The following is a 19,090-nucleotide window of genomic DNA, read 5'->3' as shown; positions in this document are numbered from 1 at the left end:
GCTACGCGACGCCCCCGCCACTCGCGCCGCAAGCCCGAAGAAGCGGGCAGCAGGACCCAGGCAGAACCCCGACCAGGTAGCAGCCGAACAGCACGGCCAGGCGCAGCGAGAGCACCACCGAGGCAGCCACGACCAAGCACAGCGCGCCCAACTCGCCAGGGCAGCAGGAATCCGCGGTGACCACATGCCGTGCTCGCCGAGGCCCCGTGGCTGGGGCGGACGGCCTCCACGGCTTTAGCCACCTCTTCGGGCCGGGGCCCGCGTCGGGCAAGGCCAGGGGGCCACTCGTTCAAATTCCGGGCAGGTGCAAAGCCTGCCCGAGTTGCCGGGAAGCGTACGGCCCCCTGACCATGCCCGACCCCAACCCGAACAGGACACCGGCCAAAGCCGCTCCGGCCGGCCGCGTGGGTCAGTGCGCCGCTCATTGGGCTGAGGCGCCGCAGATCAACTGACCAATGACGGGGGTGCGATCGTTCGCGCGCGGTCGTAGAGGTCGCGGGCCGCAGCGTTCTTCAGGTGCGGTCGGATGAGGCTGAACATCGTCTTCACGCGGTCGTCGGCCCGTCCGGATTGGACCATGGGGTAGTCGTCGAGCGCCTGGTGCCAGGTGGAGCAGGCCGCTTCCAAGTGGCCTATCTCCAGTTGCCGTTCTGCCAGCGTGGCACGGTGCCGAACCCGTGCGCGCCGGTAGACGCTGAAGCGGACCTTGTCTGACTGATGCATGGCTTCGACTGCCCCAGGCACATCACCGAGCTCGTAACGCACTTGGCTGATGTGGTAGTTGAGCGACGACGGATCGTACGAGCCGAACGCCTTACCGCGAGACTCGGCACGGTCCATGGCCGCCTCTGCCTCCCGGATGTACCGCAAGGCGTTCGCGCGGTCGCCTGTCTGCGCAGCCGTGTGCGCCTGCTGACCGGCCAGGAAGGCCCGCATCCGAGGACCGGCTTTCGGGGACGCTGCGGCAGCAGCATCCGCGAGCTCCATGGCTTTGGCCCCATGGTGCAGGTCGACCGCTTGAACGCTCATGCCACGCAAGGTCGTGCAGTACGTCAGGTGATCCTCAGCCGCCCCAGCCAGCTCCAGGGCCTTGATGTAATAGCGCTGGGCGAGCCCGTGCAGCCCCTCATCCACGGCCATGTAGCCAGTCAGGTAGAGCAGGTCCGAGGCAGCGGACTGCATCGCTTGCCGGACATCGGCGGGAGCATCGGCGCGCAGGTACGAGGCGACTGTGTTGACCATGAACGAGGCCGCCATGGGACGTGCGTGACGTCCGCCGAATTGGTCGTCCAGCTCTGAGACGCGCTCAGTCATCGCTATGACCATGTCTACTTCGTTCATGCCGATACGTGACGCGCGTCCGGACTGCACGGCCTCAGCGCGTCCGATGACGTCGGGCCACCCGGGGATCGTCAAGGCGACCGAGAACAGGCCCGCACCGAGGACTCTGCGGCGGGACGGGTCCATATCTTGCCTCCCCAGATCGATCAGCCCTTCCACGGTATCCGTGGAGACAGGGGAGTGATCGAGGGGAACGGGCAGGCCCGCTTCAGCATGCGTGACCGGACGGCCGAGCCGACGGGAGAAGGCTTCGAGGATGCAGCCCCGCACGGCGTCACGCGGGACGGTGCCGCCAAGCCAGTGGCTCACGGCTGACTCGTCGTAGCGCAAGGGGGTGCCGGTTTCCGTGCCTATGCGGTTTACGGCCCGTGCGAACTGGCGGTACGTCCAACGGCTCTCAGTGAGCAGGTGGCCGAGGGCCCCGTTCGGTTCGCGCTTCGCCATGACTCTCAACTCCCCACGCTCTTGCGTGCTTTCAAGGCTTTCAAGTCCCGAGGGTGCTGCAACGGTACCGCCGTGCGTGGTCGCGCGGTTGCGTAGAGCACACGAAAGATCGGCGAACGGCTCGCCACAGAGATCTCCGCCGAGGAGCTGAGTCATGAGAAGCGAAGCGCGGGCAGTGCTTGCCCAGATGACCGAGAAGCAGGGCACAGACGGAGTGCTGAAGCTCGACACCGGTGACGGGCGCGAGCTGCCTCCAGGGTCGATGAAGTACCCACCGTGCCAGTGCCCCCAGCATCGCGCCGGTCAGGCACAGGAGCCCCCCAGTGACGTGCTCGGAGCCAAGGTTCGAGAGGCCAATGCGCGCAGTGCTGGCGGCCAGCCGTGAGCCGGTTAACCGCCCGCGTAACGAGCTACGCCGGGCCCCTCCTGATCATCGCCATCTCGGCATCGATCGGGTTCGTACTCGGTGTGACTGCCGCAAGCCCGACCACCCCATGAACTCCTCCCTGGCCGCGTGAAGTGGCTCCCCCACGGGCGGCCAGGGAGGGCTGTACTGCCGCCCACGTACGGCGGTAGCTCCCCGTTCGACTGCCTTGGCGTGACGGCGGTTGGCAGCCGGACGAGCCCACCGATGCACCAACCAACGAAGGAGAGTGCAGCAGTGTCCACAACGCTAGTACGGCCCGCGCCGGAGATCGTGGCGCGGCGAGCCCGCGACATCCTCGCGATCGTCGAGGCTGACCGGGAGTTCGACCGGTTGCGCACGGCATGCTCGAAGTACGACGAGGACTGGCAGTGCTTCATGGGGTATGCCCTGGTGAACGGGTTCGACGTCGCGAAGGACACCGAGCCTCTGTTCCCCGAGGCCATGCGCGCCATGGCGATCAAGTCGGCCATCTACGAGATGACGGACCAGAATGAGGAGGCAGCAGAGATTCCCGTAGCGGTGCCCGTCGACGAGATGATCCATGCGCTTGCCGCTCAGTTCACGGTGCTCTGCCGCATCCAGGACCGTACGAACATCAAGTTCGTGCACGCCACTGACCGCGAGGCCATCGGCGAGTGGGATCACGGCGACTACACCCACCAGGTCTACCGGGCGGCGTGGGGACCGATGAACGAGCGCTACTGGTTCGGCAAGGAGGAGACCGCCAGGCGCAAGGCGGTCGTCACCGCGAAGTACGGCCCCATCGGCATCCTTGACGGTGGCCGCCGCTTCGCTCCCGGTTTCCCCATGGCGAGCTAGGAGCGCTAGTTGAAGGCACGGCGTAGTGCCAAGGTCGCGTCGACCTCTGGGAAGACACGCCGGATCTCGCGGTCTGCCAGGTCGATCAGCAGCTCCAGCGCGCCAGGGGCTGCGCCGTGCACCAGCTCACGCAGGTACCCATCGAGGTCCGCGACGTCATCGGGTAGCGCGACGTCCCCGAGTAGAGCTACACCGTCCGTCTTGTACGGCGCGGGCGGTAGGCCCACCTTCTCCGGGTGAACGCAGACAGGCACACCACGCAGGGTGTACCTGTGACCGTCCTCGGGACTGAAGGGACACTCACGAGACGGACGCTCGACCACGTCGAACTCACCGAGCGGAAAGAGTCGCGACGGACAGATGCCGCACGCGCGGTGGCCGTCACCGGAGACGAAAGCCTCAGCCATGGGCGGCAGCGTAGCGTGGCCGACGTGCCGGGACGGCAGCTCTAGGGGGCCCACACCCGCGTGGGTGACGGCTGGCAGGAGCAGCGCAGTACCGGATATCCAAGACGTGAGCCGGAGCCGGTGGACCAGGTGTGGACCGCCGAGCGGTATGCCTCTGGTGACTGATCGGATATTGGCAGGTCAGAGTACCTATCCCTCCAAAAGTGCGCACGTTCTTGAAAACCGTCGTGGTTCACGCCACCGTGGGTTCAAATCCCACACCCACCGCTGGTGTTCCGGCGTTTGTGTCGGGGAAAAGGGTGTCTCTCGCTGAGGAGGCGAGCAGGAAGCAGGTGCCATGGAGCGGGGTGCCGAACATCGGTTGGTGCTGCGTCGAGCTCCCGTGGGCCGGTCCGTGGTGCTGATACGGCTGTCCGGTGAACTGGACCTCGCCACCGCCGCCCTGCTGCGCGAGGCCATCGTGCGGATGACGGCGGAGCCGGGGTGACGGTCGTCGGCTGAGGCTGGGTCCGCCCGCCCTCAATGACTGCGACACCGCGGGACTCTTCATGCTGCTGGGCATCTGTCATGCGCTGGACGCGGTCGGGATCGAGGTGTCCATCCCGAAGATCGGGTTCGTCGCGTGCGCCGCCATCAGCCGGGCGGAGCTGCGGGACCGGTTGCCACCGGCGCTTCCGTGATCATGCGTGGCCTGTGATCACGCGTGGCCCGTGAGGCGGGCCGCCGAGGCGATCGTCGAGCGGGCCTCGTGTTCGGTGAGGCCGACGTGGATCGCTGCTTCCGTGAGTTGCGGGGACAGGGTCTCGCCGATGCCGTTCTCGTAGGCGCGGCAGGCCGCCCAGAAGAGGCGGGTGTTGCGTTGGCCCTCATGGGCGGCGCGTACGAACTGGACCAGGCCCTGGCCCGGTTGGTGCGGGGTGGGGTCGGGGGACGGGTGCGTGCCGGGCGACGGCGCGGAGTGCGGGGGTGCGTGCCGGTGTGCGCGCCGTGAGGTTGCGAGCAGGCGCAGTAGGGCGGGCGGACAGGGGGCGGGAGGCAGGTGCGCCGTGCCGGGCACGGTGCTGTAGACACCGTGTTCCGTGCGGGAGCCGGGGCCCACGAGGTAGCCGCCCGCGCCCCTGATGTCGATGCCCGGCGCGAGCCGTCCCGCCGAATTGGGGACCACCGCGTCGGGCGGGCCCGTCAGCCAGATGTGGCGCCCTCCGCTGGGCGTGCTCACGACGACGGTGCCGGGGATCGTGAAGAGGTGGCGCAGCGCCAGTTCGCGCAGGGCCGCCGACGCGTCCGTACCGGACTTGGTGTCCAGGTCGATGCCGATCAGATGGTGGGGCGGCAGCCCGCAGGCGATGCCGTACCCGGTGGCCCAGGGGGCGGCGGCGAAGAGCTCTCGGATGCGTCGCGGGTCCGCCGATGCGTCGTACACCCCGTGCCCGAGACGCCCGCATTCGCCGTGGCAGAGGGCGGTGGGGTGGGGGTCCTCGTGGTGGGGGGAGCGCAGGGCGGGAAGTTTGGAGCGCGAGAGCGGGATCACCGCGAGCCCGCGCTCGGCGGCGGACAGGGCGTGGGCGAGCGCGAGGGTGGTGGCATGGCGGTCGGTGGTGGCCATGGCTCCATGTTCGTACACGCGTTCGAAGAAGGGAAGAGGGGGCGAGCGGGCTCGGGGCCAGGATGAGCCGTTCAGGGAGGGCGGCGCCCCGGTGGGCGGCCCGGGTGCTCGGTGCTGCCGGAACGGTTCTTCCCGTGCGGCTCCTGGCCTGAGCTGCGACCCCGCGGGGGCCGGCGGGAGTCGGAGATCAGCCGGTGGGGCGCGCGGCGGGTTTATCGACATGTCATCACGCTTGCGGGGGAATCGTGATCAATGGGGTAGTTCAGCGGGGATTCGGTGGGCAACTCTGGAGTCGCGACGTTGTGCAGCACTCCGAGGCGGTCGGCCAACTGCCCGGGAAACAGCCGTACTTCCGGTACGTCCGGCTCCGGCCGCGCGTACCTCCTGCACTGGAGGAAAAGACATGGCAAGCATCCGCACCGCCCGCATCATCGCCGCCGCCGCTGCCGTGCCGCTGGCTGCCGCGCTCTTCTCGGGCGTCGCGTTGGCCGACAACGGCGCCTTCGCTAACAACGGATCGAACGCCGGTGTGGCGACCGTGAACGGAAGTGGCGTCGGTGACGACAACTCGGGCAACTCGTCCACCACTCAGCAGCAGGCCGTCGGCAACGGGGCTTCCAACCAGAACAACTCGGCTCAGGTGAACGGTTCCGGGTTCACGGCGATCGACCAGTCGAACGACAACATCGCGGTCAACTTCGCTCAGCTCTGGTGAGCCGGTAGCTCTGGGCGTCGATCGGGACGGCTCCCAGCGGACGAACCTTGGGGTGTGACGCCCTGTGCGGCGGTGCTTCGGCGCCGCCGCACAGGTGTGTTCGGGTTGCTTCGGTGCTGCTGCTTGGTTGTGCGGGGCTGCTTCGGCGCCGCCGCACAGGTGTGTGCGGGCTGCTTCGGTGCTGCTGCTTGGCTGTGTGTGGGTCGCTGCGGTGCTGCCGCTCAGCTGCGTGCGGATCTCTTGACACTAGTGCGGTTTCTGACGGACAGTCAGAAACCCCTGTCGGTACGAGACGGAGAGGCCGCCCCCGTGCACCTCGCCCCCACCGAACGCCAGCGCCGACTCCGCGCCGACCTGCGCGCCTACTTCCGGGACGTCATGCCCGACGGGCCGCCCGACGCCACGGACGTCGTGGGGCAGCGTCGTCTGCTGCGGCGCATCGGCGCAGACGGCATGCTGGGGCTCGGCTGGCCCGTCGAGTACGGCGGGCAAGGGCGCGGTGCCGACGAGCAGTTCGTGTTCTTCGACGAGGCGTATCGCGCGGGCGCCCCCGTCTCCATGGTCACCCTGAACACCGTCGGGCCGACCCTCATGAAGTACGGGACCGAGGAGCAGAAGGCCGCCTTCCTGCCCCGCATCCTCAGCGGCGACGTCGTCTTCGCGATCGGCTACAGCGAACCGTCCGCCGGTACGGATCTGGCGGCACTGCGGACCAGAGCCGTGCGCGACGGCGACGAGTGGCTGATCGACGGCCAGAAGATCTTCACCTCGAACGCGCAGAACGCCGACTGGATATGGCTGGCCTGCCGCACCGCCCTCAACGCCCCCGCCGCCCCAGGCGCCCCAGGCGCCCCCGGCGTCCGCGACGTCCCCAAACACCGGGGCATCTCCATCCTGCTCGTACCGACCGACGCGCCCGGTTTCTCCTGGACCCCGATCCACACGGTGGGCGGGCTGACGACGACGGCGACGTACTACGACGGGATCCGCGTGCCGGCCGCGAACCTTGTCGGCGAGGAGAACGGTGGCTGGGGCCTCATCACCAACCAGCTCAACCATGAGCGGGTGGCGCTCGCCGCCATCGGCATGCAGGCGGAGGACTTCTACGCGGCGGCGCTCGACCGGGCGCGCACGCCTGATCCGGTGACGGGCGAGCGCCGAATCGACGCACCGTGGGTGCGGTCGAGACTGGCCGAGGTGCATGCACGGCTCGCGGCAACGCGCCTGCTCAACTGGCGTCTGGTGGGTGATGTCGGGGCGGGCCGGCTGGCTCCCGGCGACGCGAGCGGCGTGAAGTTCATGGGGACCGAGTCGGCGGTCGAGGTGTACCGGATGTGCCAGGAGATCGCGGGCGAGGCGGCACTCGTGCGGGCCGGTTCGCCGGGCGGTTTCGGTGACGGCGAGCTGGAGCGGATGAACCGGGCCGCGCAGATCAACACGTTCGGGGGCGGGGTGAGCGAGGTGCAGCGGGAGCTCGTCGCGACGATGCGGCTCGGCATGCGGAAGGGGCGGCGGTGATGGGGGCCGGGGGCGGTGAGGGGGCGGCGGTGAAGGAGATTCCGTACGAGGAGCTGCGGGCGTTCGAGGGCAATGTCGCCGCCGAGGCGGGGCGCGGTAAGGACCTGGTCAACGCGGCCATGATCCGGCACTGGTGCGAGGCCATGGGCGACACCAACCCCGCCTACGCGGGAGCGGATCCCGTGGCGCCCCCGACGATGTTGCAGGTCTGGACGATGGGCGGCCTCTCCGGGCACGACGGCCGCTCGTCGGCGTACGACGCACTGTTCGACCTGCTCGACGGCGCCGGGTACACCTCGGTGGTCGCCACCGACTGCGAGCAGGAGTACGTGCGGGCACTGCGGCCCGGCGACGAGATCACGTTCGACGCGGTGATCGAGTCGGTGTCGGAGCGCAAGACGACCAGGCTGGGCACGGGGCATTTCGTCACGACGCGGATGGACATCCGCGTGGGAGGCGTACTCGCGGGGACGCATCGTTTCCGCATCCTCAAGTACGCCCCGGCGGACCGGAGACCGGGGGGCAAGCGGCCCCGTCCGGTCGTCAACCGGGACAACGCGGGGTTCTGGGACGGCGTCGCCGGGCACCGGCTGCTGATCCAGCGCTGCGGCGGCTGCGGCACGCTGCGCTTCCCCTGGCTGCCCGGCTGCAACGCCTGCGGTGCGCCCGAGTGGGACACGGTCGAGGCGAGCGGTGAGGGCACGGTCTATTCGTACGTCGTGATGCACCACCCGCCCTTCCCCGCGTTCGATCCGCCTTACGCCGTGGGGCTCGTCGAGCTGGCGGAGGGCGTGCGGATCGTCAGCAACATCGTCGGGGTGCCGTACGACAAGGTGCGGATCGGGATGCCGGTGCGGCTCGAATTCCTGCGGGTGGACGCGGAGGTGGAGCTGCCGGTGTTCCGGGGCGACGTGGGGGGCGTAGGGGGCGTAGGGGACGTGGGAGATGGGGGAGGTGTGGGCTGACGTGGACTTCACTCCTACGGAGGAGCAGGCCGCCGCGCGCGATCTCGCCGCCGAGATTTTCGCCGACCTGGCCACACCGGAGCGGCTCGCGGCGGCGGGCACCGGGTCGGACGCCGAGCTGTGGAAGGCGTTGTGCGCGGCAGGGCTGCCGGGCGCGGTGGAGGACGTCGGGCTGCTCGGGCTCGTACTGCTCCTGGAGGAGCAGGGGCGGGTGACGGCGCAGGTCCCGTTCGCGGCGAGCTGTGTCTATGGGGTGCTGGCGGTCGCCGCGCACGGTACGGCGGAACAGCGGGACCGGCTGCTGCCCGGGCTGCGGCAGGGGAGCGTGGTCGCGACGGGGGCGTTTCCGGCGGGGGGTGGTGTGAGGGTGGCGTCGGTGGGCGGCGGCACGGTGTTGGTGGACGGCGGGACGGTCGCGGTGGACGGCGGGACGGTCTCGGTGGACGGCGGGACGGTCGCGGTGGATGGCGGGGCGGCGTCGGCTCAGGGGGCTGCCTCCGCGCACGGCGCGCTGAGCGGCACCGTGCCCTGGGTGCCGTGGCTCCGGGACGCGACCGTCGTCCTCGTGGCGGCGGCCGACCGCGCCCTGTGGCTGGTACGCGTCGCCGACGCGCAGGTCGAGCCGGTCGAGCTGACCGCGCCGTGGGCGGCGGGGCGGCTCGTCCTCGACGGCACGTCAGCGGAGCGTCTTGGCGGCGCCGGGGCGTACGACGACGTGCTGGCGGGTGCGCGGACCGCCTTCGCGGGGCTGCAGGCCGGGGTGTGCGCGGGATCGCTGGCCCGCGCGGTGGCCCACACGAACGAGCGGGAACAGTTCGGCCGCCCTCTCGCCGCGAAGCAGGGCGTGCAGCTCCGGGCCGCCGACGCCTACATGGACACGGAGGCCATACGCGTCACGGCCTACGAAGCGGCCTGGCGCCGGGACACGGGCCTGCCGTACGACACGCACGCGCTCACCGCCGCGTGGTGGGCGTCGGAGGCGGGCAAGCGCGTCGTCCACGCGGGCCAGCACCTGCACGGCGGCGCGGGAGCCGACCTCGACCACCCGGTGCACCGGCACTTCCTCTGGGGGCGGCAGCTGGACGCGTATCTGGGGTGCGGCAGCGAAGTACTGGAGGAGCTGGGCGTGTTGGTCGCACGGTCGCACGAGGGAGAGGGCCGTATGGCGCAGACGACGCAAGGTCAGGAACTCGCTCCGCTGGAGATCCCGATCACCCGCACCCTGATCGTCTCCGGCGCCATCGCGTCCCGCGACTACCAGGACGTGCACCATGACGCGGAGCTCGCGCGGGCCAAGGGCTCCCCCGACATCTTCATGAACATCCTGACGACGAACGGCCTGGTCGGGCGGTACGTCACGGACCACTTCGGCCCCACGGCCGTGCTGCGCAAGGTGGCGATACGGCTGGGGGCGCCCAACTATCCCGGGGACACGATGGTGCTGAGCGGGACGGTCGAGCAGGTCGAGACTACGCCCGAGGGCGCGACCGCCGCGGTCAGGATCGTTGGGACCAACGGCATCGGCAACCACGTCACCGGCACGGTCACCGTGACGATCCCCGTGGGACCCGTGGGACCCGTGGGACCCGTGGGACCCGAGGAACAAGAAAGGCACGAGCGACCCGAAGGAGCCCCCGCATGAGTGTCCGCTCCCGCGACCGCCTCGGCGGCAGAGCCGCGATCGTCGGCATCGGGGCGACGGAGTTCTCCAAGGACTCGGGCCGCAGCGAGCTCAAGCTGGCCGTGGAGGCGGTCGGCGCCGCGCTGGAGGACGCGGGCCTCACCGCCGCCGACGTCGACGGCATGGTCACGTTCACCATGGACACCAACCCGGAGATCACGGTCGCCCAGGCGGCCGGCATGGGGGAGCTGTCCTTCTTCTCCCGCATCCACTACGGCGGCGGCGCGGCCTGCGCCACCGTCCAGCAGGCGGCCCTCGCCGTGGCGGCCGGGGTGGCCGAAGTCGTCGTCTGCTATCGCGCGTTCAACGAGCGCTCCGGGCGCAGGTTCGGCTCCGGCGTACAGCAGCGCGAACCCTCCGCCGAGGGCGCCGCACTCGGCTGGGCCCTCCCCTTCGGCCTGTTGACACCCGCCTCCTGGGTGGCGATGGCGGCCCAGCGCTACCTGCACACGTACGGCCTGACACCGGACGTCTTCGGGCACGTGGCCGTCATGGACCGCAAGTACGCGGCCACCAACCCCGCGGCGTACTTCCACGGGAAACCGATCACCCTGGAGGACCATGCCGCGTCCCGCTGGATCGTCGAGCCCCTGCGGCTCCTGGACTGCTGCCAGGAGACGGACGGCGCCCAGGCGATCGTCGTCACGAGCGCGGAGCGGGCCCGCGACCTGCGGCGTCCGCCTGCCGTGATCGTCGCGGCGGCCCAGGGGGCGGGCCGGGCGCAGGAGCAGATGACCAGCTTCTACCGCGACGACCTGCGGGGGCTGCCGGAGACGGGGGTGGTGGCGAAGCAGTTGTGGCGTACCTCGGGGCTCGGTCCCTCGGACATCGACGTGGGGATCCTCTACGACCACTTCACCCCGTTCGTGTTGATGCAACTGGAGGAGTTCGGGTTCTGCGGGCCGGGTGAGGCCGCGGATTTCGTGGCCGGGGAGGGGCTGCCGCTGAACACGCACGGCGGGCAGCTGGGAGAGGCGTACCTCCACGGCATGAACGGCATCGCGGAGGCGGTGCGTCAGGTGCGCGGCACCTCCGTGAACCAGGTGCCGGGTGTCGCGCGCACGCTGGTGACCGCGGGCACGGGGGTCCCTACATCTGGGTTGATTCTGGGGGCGTACGGCTGAACGCGGCGCGTGTCCCGGCGGCGGGACGGGTCGGCGGGCTTTCACTCGCCGTATGCGTATCCAAAAGATGATCATTGGATTCGGCCTCGTCCTGACGGCCCTGTCCATGAACCTGACAGCGTCCCCACCAGGTGTCGCAGCACCGGGCGTCGCAGCACCGGGCGTCGCAGCACGAGGTGTCGCAGCACCGGGCGTCGCAGCACCGGACGTCGCCCCCGCCAAGCCGACGGCCTTCCGCGGCTGGGCCTTCGACACCTGCCAGACCCAGTCCACCGACACGATGCGGCGCTGGCGCGACTCCAAGTACCGCGCCGTCGGCGTGTACTACGGAGGCCGCGGCCGGGCCTGCAAGAAGCAGCCGCACCTGAACCACGACTGGACGCGCGCGGTGCAGCGGATGGGCTGGCGGGTCCTGCCGGTGTACGTCGGCTCGCAGTCGCCGTGCGTCATCGCGAAGAACAAGCAGCACGTCCGTATGGGGAAGTACCCCTGGCAGCAGGGGAGGAACGAGGCCCGCGACGCGGTGCGCGCGGCGAAGGCCATCGGCGTCCGGCAGGACAGCCCGCTCTACCTGGACATGGAGGCGTACACGTACAAGCAGAAGGCGTGCGCGAGTACGACGCTCGCCTTCGTCAGGTCCTGGGACCGCGAGGTGCGCAGGCTCGGGTACGTTCCCGGGTTCTACAGCAGCGCCGACGCCGGGGTGCGGCACATGGAGGCGGCGCGGCGTGCGGGCGTACGGGACCTGCCGTCGGTGATGTGGTTCGCGCGCTGGCACACCAAGCCCGACCTGTACGGCGAGCCCGCGCTGGCGAGTGACGCCTGGCGTCCGGCACGGCGCATCCACCAGTACGCGGGGAACAAGAAGGAGCGGCACGGCGGGCGGACGCTGGTGATCGACCGCAACCTCATGCACGCTCCTGTGGCGCGCATCAGCTAGGCGGAGCACCGGAACACCAGAACACCGGAGCACCGGAACACCAGAACACCGGAACACCGGAGCACTGGACGGAGTGCCTGGCGCGGGGGCGCCGGGCCGGGCGGTTCTCAGGGGTGAACCCTCAGGGAGCCGCTCCGTCTCCTCCACCTGTAGGAGGTGGAGCCAGCCCTACTCGTACAACCTGAGGCGGACACGGCTTCGGGACCTGCGGCCGATCCGCTGAAGTAGGGGGCGCTTCTAGCGTGGAGCCATGACCGCATCCATGGTGACCGTGTGCACCAGCGCATCGAAGGCCGCGACGCGGGGCACGGGTCCCACGAGGACCACCGGGCCCTCCGCGTACCCGTCGTTCGCGTCCTACGTACGGGCGCGCCAGCCCGTACTGCTGCGCACCGCCCGCTCGCTGACCGCGAATCCGAGCGATGCCGAGGACTTGTTGCAGACCGCGCTCACCAAGACATACGTGGCGTGGGACCGGATCGAGGACCACCGGGCGCTCGACGGCTATGTGCGCCGCGCCCTGCTGAACACGCGCACGTCGCAGTGGCGCAAGCGGAAGGTCGACGAGTTCGCGTGCGACGAGCTGCCGGAGCCGGAGGTGACGCCGGCGGGGGACCCGGCCGAGCAGCAGGTGCTCCGCGACGCGATGTGGCGCGCGATCATGAAGCTGCCCGCGCGGCAGCGGGCGATGGTCGTCCTCAGGTATTACGAGGACCTGAGCGAGGCGCAGACCGCCGAGGTGCTCGGGGTGTCCATCGGCACGGTGAAGAGCGCGGTGTCGCGCGCGCTCGGCAAGCTCCGCGAGGACCCGGAGCTCACGCCGGTCCGCTGAGCCGAGCTCATCGGAGCGGCCCGGCGATGATCGATCATCCTCTGGACTAGTGACATACCGCGCGGTATGCGCGCAGAATCAGCGCAGCCCCCTTACTGCCGCGTAGGCGATGTCCAGGCGATGTCGCATCAGGAGGACGCCGTGCTGAGCACGATGCAGGACGTACCGCTGACCGTCACCCGCATCCTCAGGCACGGCATGACCGTGCACGGGACGTCGCAGGTCACGACCTGGACCGGCGAGGGCGAGCCGCAGCGGCGCAGCTTCCGCGAGATCGGGGAGCGCACGGCCCAGCTCGCGCACGCCCTGCGCGAGGACCTCGGCGTCACGGACGACGAGCGCGTCGCGACCTTCATGTGGAACAACGCCGAGCACGTCGAGGCCTACTACGCCGTGCCCTGTATGGGCGCGATACTGCACACCCTCAACCTGCGGCTGCCCGCGGAGCAGCTGGTGTGGATCGTCCACCACGCCGCCGACCGCGTGATCATCGTCAACGGCTCCCTCCTCGGCCTGCTCGCGCCGCTCCTCCCGCGGCTGACGAGCGTGGAACACCTGGTGGTCTCGGGACCCGGCGACCGCTCGCTCCTGGCGGGCTCGCACGCGCAGGTGCACGAGTACGAGGAGCTGCTCGCAGGCAAGCCCACCGCGTACGACTGGCCCGAGCTCGACGAGCGCTCCGCGGCCGCCATGTGCTACACCTCCGGCACCACCGGCGACCCCAAGGGCGTCGTCTACTCCCACCGCTCCATCTACCTGCACTCCATGCAGGTCAACATGACGCAGTCGATGGGGCTCACGGACGCGGACACGTCACTGGTCGTCGTCCCGCAGTTCCACGTCAACGCCTGGGGTCTGCCGCACGCCACCCTCATGACCGGCGTGAACATGCTGATGCCGGACCGCTTCCTGCAGCCCGCGCCGCTCGCCGAGATGATCGAGAAGGAGCGGCCCACGCACGCGGCCGCCGTCCCCACCATCTGGCAGGGCCTGCTCGCCGAGCTCACCGCGAAGCCGCGCGACGTCAGCTCCCTCGGCCAGGTCACCATCGGCGGCTCCGCCTGCCCGCCCTCCCTCATGGAGGCCTTCGACAAGCTCGGCATGCACGTCTGCCACGCCTGGGGCATGACGGAGACGTCCCCGCTCGGCACCGTCGCCCGCCCGCCGGCCCACGCCGCGGGCACCGAGGAGGAGTTCGGCTACCGGCTCACGCAGGGCCGCTTCCCCGCCTCCGTCGAGGCCCGCCTCGTCGGCCCCGGCGGCGAACACCTGCCGTGGGACGGTACGTCGGCCGGTGAGCTGGAGGTGCGCGGCCCCTGGATCGCGGGCGCGTACTACGGCGGTGCGGGCGGCGACGTCCTGCGCCCCGACGACAAGTTCAGCGACGACGGATGGCTGAAGACGGGCGACGTCGGCGTCATCACCGCCGACGGCTTCCTCACCCTCACCGACCGCGCCAAGGACGTCATCAAGTCGGGCGGCGAGTGGATCTCATCCGTCGAGCTGGAGAACGCGCTGATGTCCCACCCGGACGTGGCCGAGGCCGCGGTCGTCGCCGTGCCCGACGACAAGTGGGGGGAGCGCCCCCTCGCCACGGTGGTGCTGCGCGAAGGCGCGTCGGCCGACTACGCGTCCCTCCGCGACTTCCTCGCGGGCCGCATCGCCAAGTGGCAGCTCCCGGAGCGCTGGACGTTCATCCCCGCGGTCCCGAAGACCAGCGTCGGCAAGTTCGACAAGAAGGTCCTGCGCAGGCAGTACGCGGACGGGGAACTGGACGTCACGAAGCTCTGACGCGACGTCGTACGTTCCTAATTCGTGCCGATCTTCGCCAGCAGGTCCACGATCCGGCCCTGAACCTCCGTGCTCGTGGACCGCTCCGCCAGGAACAGGACGGTCTCGCCCGCGGCCAGCTTCGGGAGTTCCGTCTCGTCGACGGCGGCGGTGTAGACGACCAGCGGAGTGCGGTTCAACTGGCCGTTCGCGCGCAGCCAGTCGACGATTCCGGCCCTGCGGCGGCGTACCTGCAGCAGGTCCATCACCACGAGGTTCGGCCGCATCTGGGCCGCGAGCGTCACCGCGTCCGCGTCGCTCTCGGCCCGCGCGACCTGCATGCCGCGCCGCTCCAGCGTGGCCGTCAGGGCGAGCGCGATCTCCTCGTGCTCCTCGATGAGCAGGACGCGCGAGGGGTGCTGTTCGCTGTCGCGTGGAGCCAGGGCCTTCAGGAGTACGGCGGGATCGGCGCCGTACGCCGCCTCGCGCGTCGCCTGCCCGAGCCCCGCCGTCACGAGCACGGGCACCTCGGCCGCCACGGCGGCCTGCCGCAGCGACTGGAGCGCCGTGCGCGTGATCGGCCCGGTCAGCGGGTCCACGAACAGCGCCGCGGGGAACGCCGCGATCTGCGCGTCGACCTCCTCGCGCGAGTGCACGATCACCGGGCGGTAGCCGCGGTCGCTCAGCGCCTGCTGTGTGGTGACGTCCGGCGCGGGCCACACCAGGAGGCGGCGCGGGTTGTCCAGCGGTTCGGGCGGCAGTTCGTCGTCCATGGGCTGGGGCTGCGGCCGGTTCGCGACCTCCACGGCGCCGCCGGGCCCGTCGAGCGGCTCCGGACCCTCGTCGGCGTCCTCGTCCGGGGCGCCGATCGCGTACGAACGGCCCGCGCCCTCGGTAGCCGACGCGATGCGGGACTGCGGGTGCTGCGGGTGCTGCGCCGGAACCCCCGGCTGCTGGGCCTGGGGCTGGGACTGGGGGTGCGGGCGCGTCGAGGTCTCGGGGCGCTCGTCGGCCGCGGGGTCGGGCGGCGTGGACAGCCTGCGCCGACGCCCTGAGCCGCCGAGGGTGTGCGACTGCGCGGCGGCGGCTGCTGCTTGGGGCTGCTGCGGGTCGGTGGCGGGAGCGGATGCGGGGGTGGGGGCGGGTGCCTCCGGGGTCGGCATCGGGCCCGCGGCGGCGGCCGGCGGGGGCTGCGGAGCCTGCGGGGGCTGCGGTGACGTGGGGATCCGGGGGGCCCGGGGCGGCTGCTGCGGGCGGCCCTGACCGGGAACGGTGGCACCGCCCTGCGGCGCGCCCTGCTGCTGGCCCGCCTGCTGCTGGCCTGCCTGCTGCTCGGCGATCTGCTGCCCGAACGGCACGCCCTGCCCGAGCGTCCGCACGCTGATCGCGCGCCCCTGCGTCGAGTTGGGGTCGCCGGGCGCGGCCTCGGCGGGCAGCGGCTGGGCCGCCCGTGCCTGCGCACCGCGCTCGGGCGGGAGCGCGGCGCCCCGGCCCGGCGCCGGGATGCCGTGCGCGGGGGTACCGGCGGAGTGCGGGGTGCCCTGCGCGGGCACGCCGCCGGGCGGAGTCGTGCCGTCGGGCCACGGCTGCGGCACGGGCGGCGGGCCGGACTCGGTGTCCTGGCCGCCCTGCCGCGGGTTCCGCGGGTCCTGGGCGGGCGCGGGGGCCGCCTGGCGGGAGCGGCGGCCCGTCGGGGCCTGCGTGGGGTGCGGTTGCGGCGGGGTGTGGTCGTCCTCGCCGCGTACGGCCGGGGCGTGGTGCCCGGTCCCGCCCTGGACGCCGTCACCTTGTACGCCGTCTTGTACGCCGTCACCCGGGGCAGCCTGTACGCCGCCACCCTGGACGGCGACGCTCTCCTGGCCCGCGTACTCCTGGCCCGCGTACTCCTGACCCGGGGCGCGGTCGGCCGTGGCGGGCGGCAGCGCGAAGACGCGTCCGTTGTTCGCCTCCTCGGCCTCGGCACGCTCCTTGGCGGCGGCCAGCGCACGCCGCGCACGCCGTCCCGTGGGCTTCCCCGCGCCGTCACCCTGCCCGGCACCGGACGTCTCCATGGGGCCCGAAGCGGGGCCCGAAGCGGGGCCCGAAGCGGGGCCCGAAGCCAGCGCGGGCAGCGCGTGCTGCTCACCGGCGGGCCGGGCACGCCGTCCCGTCGCCCCACTGGGCACGGGCACGCCCTGCGGCGGCACCGTCTCGCCCAACGCGGCGCTGCCGGCCGCGTGTTCCGCCGCCGTCATCACGGCACCCTCGGCCGCGCTCGGCCGCCCGCGCCGCCGTCCCGTACCGCCACTGGCGGCGCCACCCGACGTCTCCGGAGACGGAGCCTGCGCCGTCAGACCGGGGCCGCCCATGCGCGGGCCCACGAGATCCGTGGCCACGGAACCGCCGAGGCTCTCCGAAGAGGCCTCCGCGGCACGCCGACCCCGGCGCCGCCCGGTACCGCTCGGCTCACCGGGACCCGGCTCCCCGGCACCCGTCTCCGCGGTCTCCGTCTCCGGGTCCGTAGCTCCCGCGACCGCACTCTCCAGGAAGGAGTCCACCGAGGGCCGCCGAGCCCGCCGACGCCCACCGCTCGCACCTGAAGCCGACCCCGACCCCGATTCCGCCCCCGATCCCGCAGGACCGGACGCCTGCGCGGGCACGACGACGGACCCACCGCCCCCCTTGACGGAGCCCGCACCAGCCGCACCAGCCGCGCTAGCCGCGCCAGCCGCACCAACGGCCCCGATCGGCACCTCAAGCACATACGCACTGCCGCCCATGCCCGGCACCTCATGCGTCTGCAGCACACCTCCGTGTGCCCGCACGATGCCCCGCACGATCGGCTCGTGTACCGGGTCACCGCCGGCGAAAGGCCCCCGCACCTCGATGCGGACGACCTCGCCGCGCTGGGCGGCGGCGACGACGATCGTCGAGTCCACATAGCCACCGGAGACGCCCGCGCCGACGTCCGAACGCGCGTTGCCGGTCGCGTCGATGCCCGCCACGTCCGCGACGAGGTGGGCGAGGGCCGTGGCGAGCCGCCCCGCGTCGGCCATGAGCTCGATCGGCGGCGCGTGCACCGCGAACTGGGCGCGCCCGGGCCCGATCAGCTCGACCGCGCCCTCCACACCGGCGGCGACGACCGCGTCGAGCAGGACCGGCGTGAGGGAGAGCTGTTCGTCGCCCGCGTCGAGCCGCTGGTAGCCGAGGACGTTGTCGACGAGCGTCGTCATCCGGGCGTACCCGGCCGACAGGTGGTGCAGGACCTGGTTGGCCTCGGGCCACAGCTGGCCCGCGTCGTCGGAGGCGAGCGCGTTCAGCTCGCGGCGCAGCTCGTCCAGGGGTCCGCGCAGCGACGAGCCGAGGACGGCGAGCAGCTGCTCGTGCCGTGCGGCCAGTGCCTCGTACCGCGTCTTCTCGCGTTCGGCGAGCTCTTCGAAGCGGTCCTTCTCGCGCTCGGCGAGCGCCGCGTACCGCTCCTGCTCGGCGGCGAGCTCCTCGGCCCGCTGCTCCTCGGCGGCCTTGATCTCGGCGGTGCGCTCCTCGGCGAGGGTGGTGAGCTCCTCCGCGTGCCGGGCGAGGGCCGCCTCGTACTTCTCGTTCAGCTCGTCGTAGGGCCTGCGGTCGGTGAAGGTCATCACCGCGCCGACCAGCTGGTCTCCGTCGCGCACCGGCGACGTCGTCAGGTCGACGGGCACCTTGGCGCCGCTCTTGGACCACAGGACCTGCCCGCGCACCCGGTGCTTGCGCCCGGAGCGCAGGGTGTCGGCGAGCGGGGACTCGTCGTACGGGAACGGCTCACCGTCGGCGCGCGAGTGCAGGACCAGCGGGTGCAGTTCCTGCCCGCCGAGGTCGCTGGCCCGGAAGCCCAGTATCTGAGCGGCGGCCGGATTGACGAGGACGACCCGTCCGTCGGTGTCCGTGCCGACGACTCCCTCGGCCGCGGCCCGCAGGATCATCTCGGTCTGCCGCTGCGAACGCTGCAGTTCGGCCTCGGTGTCCACGGTGCCCGAAAGGTCGCGTACGACGAGCATGAGCAGTTCGTCGCCCGTGTACCCGTGGTGGTCGTAGGCGTCCCTGCCGTCCTCCAGCGGGGAGCTGGTGACCTCGACGGGGAACTCGAAGCCGTCCGTGCGCCGGGCGACCATCCGGGTCGGCTTGGTGCGGCCGCGCTCGTCGATGGTGTCCGGGCGCCGCATGGAGCCGGGGATGAGCCGGGAGTCGAACTGCGGCAGCAGGTCCAGCAGACCGCGCCCCACGAGCGCGGTGCCGGGTGTCTCGAACGCCTCCAACGCGATGGCGTTGGCGTTCACGACCGTGCCGTTGGCGTTGACGAGGACGAGCGCGTCAGGGAGCGCGTCGAGTATGGCTGCGAGGCGAGCAGCGCCTCGGGATGGCCTGCTGCTCACGACGACGCTTCCTCCCTGGTTACCGCTGCTTGCCGACTCGCTCAGACCATTTTGCCCCTCGGTCCGTGGCGTGTCACGGGAGGGAGTCTACGGGGAGTGGTTGTGGGCGCGAC

General features: G+C 71.4%; 15 protein-coding genes and 1 pseudogene. 12 read left to right on the top strand and 4 right to left on the bottom strand.

Annotation, left to right across the window (positions count from 1 at the left end):
* Positions 1-444: 444 nt before the first annotated feature.
* Positions 445-1,785, bottom strand: coding sequence for a tetratricopeptide repeat protein (locus NOO62_RS19855; protein WP_268772232.1), 1,341 nt, complete (start codon positions 1,783-1,785; stop codon positions 445-447).
* A gap of 661 nt (positions 1,786-2,446) precedes the next feature.
* Between NOO62_RS19855 and NOO62_RS19850 the strand changes: the two genes are divergently transcribed.
* Complete coding sequence (locus NOO62_RS19850) at positions 2,447-3,031, top strand: hypothetical protein (RefSeq protein ID WP_268772231.1); 585 nt, start codon at positions 2,447-2,449, stop codon at positions 3,029-3,031.
* A gap of 5 nt (positions 3,032-3,036) precedes the next feature.
* Here NOO62_RS19850 and NOO62_RS19845 read toward each other — a convergent pair whose 3' ends face one another.
* Positions 3,037-3,438, bottom strand: coding sequence for a hypothetical protein (locus tag NOO62_RS19845; RefSeq protein WP_160506019.1), 402 nt, complete (start codon positions 3,436-3,438; stop codon positions 3,037-3,039).
* 364 nt (positions 3,439-3,802) lie between these two features.
* Between NOO62_RS19845 and NOO62_RS19840 the strand changes: the two genes are divergently transcribed.
* The gene (locus NOO62_RS19840) at positions 3,803-3,925 is read left to right on the top strand and encodes a hypothetical protein (RefSeq protein ID WP_268772230.1); all 123 of its coding nucleotides are present in this window, start codon (positions 3,803-3,805) and stop codon (positions 3,923-3,925) included.
* 61 nt (positions 3,926-3,986) lie between these two features.
* Positions 3,987-4,118, top strand: a complete 132-nt coding sequence (locus NOO62_RS19835; RefSeq protein ID WP_268772229.1) for a hypothetical protein — start codon at positions 3,987-3,989, stop codon at positions 4,116-4,118.
* A gap of 17 nt (positions 4,119-4,135) precedes the next feature.
* Here the strand turns inward: NOO62_RS19835 and NOO62_RS19830 are convergent, their stop codons facing one another.
* The gene (locus NOO62_RS19830; protein ID WP_268772228.1) at positions 4,136-5,044 is read right to left on the bottom strand and encodes a bifunctional DNA primase/polymerase; all 909 of its coding nucleotides are present in this window, start codon (positions 5,042-5,044) and stop codon (positions 4,136-4,138) included.
* Positions 5,045-5,447: 403 nt separating this feature from the next.
* Between NOO62_RS19830 and NOO62_RS19825 the strand changes: the two genes are divergently transcribed.
* The 9 genes and pseudogenes from NOO62_RS19825 (at position 5,448) to NOO62_RS19790 (ending at position 14,610) form a co-directional block, all read left to right on the top strand.
* Entirely contained in the window at positions 5,448-5,759 is a 312-nt protein-coding gene (locus NOO62_RS19825) for a hypothetical protein (RefSeq protein ID WP_268772227.1), read from the top strand.
* 309 nt (positions 5,760-6,068) lie between these two features.
* On the top strand, positions 6,069-7,277 hold the full coding sequence (locus NOO62_RS19820; protein WP_268772226.1) for an acyl-CoA dehydrogenase family protein: 1,209 nt from the start codon (positions 6,069-6,071) through the stop codon (positions 7,275-7,277).
* Positions 7,277-8,242, top strand: a complete 966-nt coding sequence (locus tag NOO62_RS19815) for a bifunctional MaoC family dehydratase N-terminal/OB-fold nucleic acid binding domain-containing protein (protein WP_268772225.1) — start codon at positions 7,277-7,279, stop codon at positions 8,240-8,242. The genes NOO62_RS19820 and NOO62_RS19815 overlap by 1 nt, the downstream gene beginning before the upstream one ends.
* A 1-nt stretch (position 8,243) precedes the next feature.
* Positions 8,244-9,392 (top strand): annotated as a pseudogene (locus NOO62_RS19810) (acyl-CoA dehydrogenase family protein); the annotation flags it as partial.
* 12 nt (positions 9,393-9,404) lie between these two features.
* The gene (locus tag NOO62_RS39305; protein WP_414930999.1) at positions 9,405-9,884 is read left to right on the top strand and encodes a MaoC family dehydratase; all 480 of its coding nucleotides are present in this window, start codon (positions 9,405-9,407) and stop codon (positions 9,882-9,884) included.
* Positions 9,881-11,047, top strand: coding sequence for a lipid-transfer protein (locus tag NOO62_RS19805; protein ID WP_268772223.1), 1,167 nt, complete (start codon positions 9,881-9,883; stop codon positions 11,045-11,047). The genes NOO62_RS39305 and NOO62_RS19805 overlap by 4 nt, the downstream gene beginning before the upstream one ends.
* A gap of 52 nt (positions 11,048-11,099) precedes the next feature.
* Positions 11,100-11,987, top strand: a complete 888-nt coding sequence (locus tag NOO62_RS19800; RefSeq protein WP_268772222.1) for a DUF1906 domain-containing protein — start codon at positions 11,100-11,102, stop codon at positions 11,985-11,987.
* Between the two features lie 250 nt (positions 11,988-12,237).
* A complete protein-coding gene (locus tag NOO62_RS19795) occupies positions 12,238-12,819 on the top strand; it encodes a SigE family RNA polymerase sigma factor (RefSeq protein ID WP_414930857.1) in 582 nt (193 codons plus the stop codon).
* A 120-nt stretch (positions 12,820-12,939) separates the two neighbouring features.
* Positions 12,940-14,610, top strand: coding sequence for a long-chain fatty acid--CoA ligase (locus NOO62_RS19790; RefSeq protein ID WP_268772221.1), 1,671 nt, complete (start codon positions 12,940-12,942; stop codon positions 14,608-14,610).
* 17 nt (positions 14,611-14,627) lie between these two features.
* Here the strand turns inward: NOO62_RS19790 and NOO62_RS19785 are convergent, their stop codons facing one another.
* Positions 14,628-18,977, bottom strand: coding sequence for a PAS domain-containing protein (locus NOO62_RS19785; RefSeq protein ID WP_268772220.1), 4,350 nt, complete (start codon positions 18,975-18,977; stop codon positions 14,628-14,630).
* Positions 18,978-19,090: the final 113 nt, after the last annotated feature.

The sequence above is a fragment of the Streptomyces sp. Je 1-369 genome, assembly GCF_026810505.1.
GTDB lineage: Bacteria > Actinomycetota > Actinomycetes > Streptomycetales > Streptomycetaceae > Streptomyces.
The sequence above is the reverse complement of the archived record's forward strand: the minus strand, read 5'-3'. Positions and strand labels throughout refer to the sequence as shown.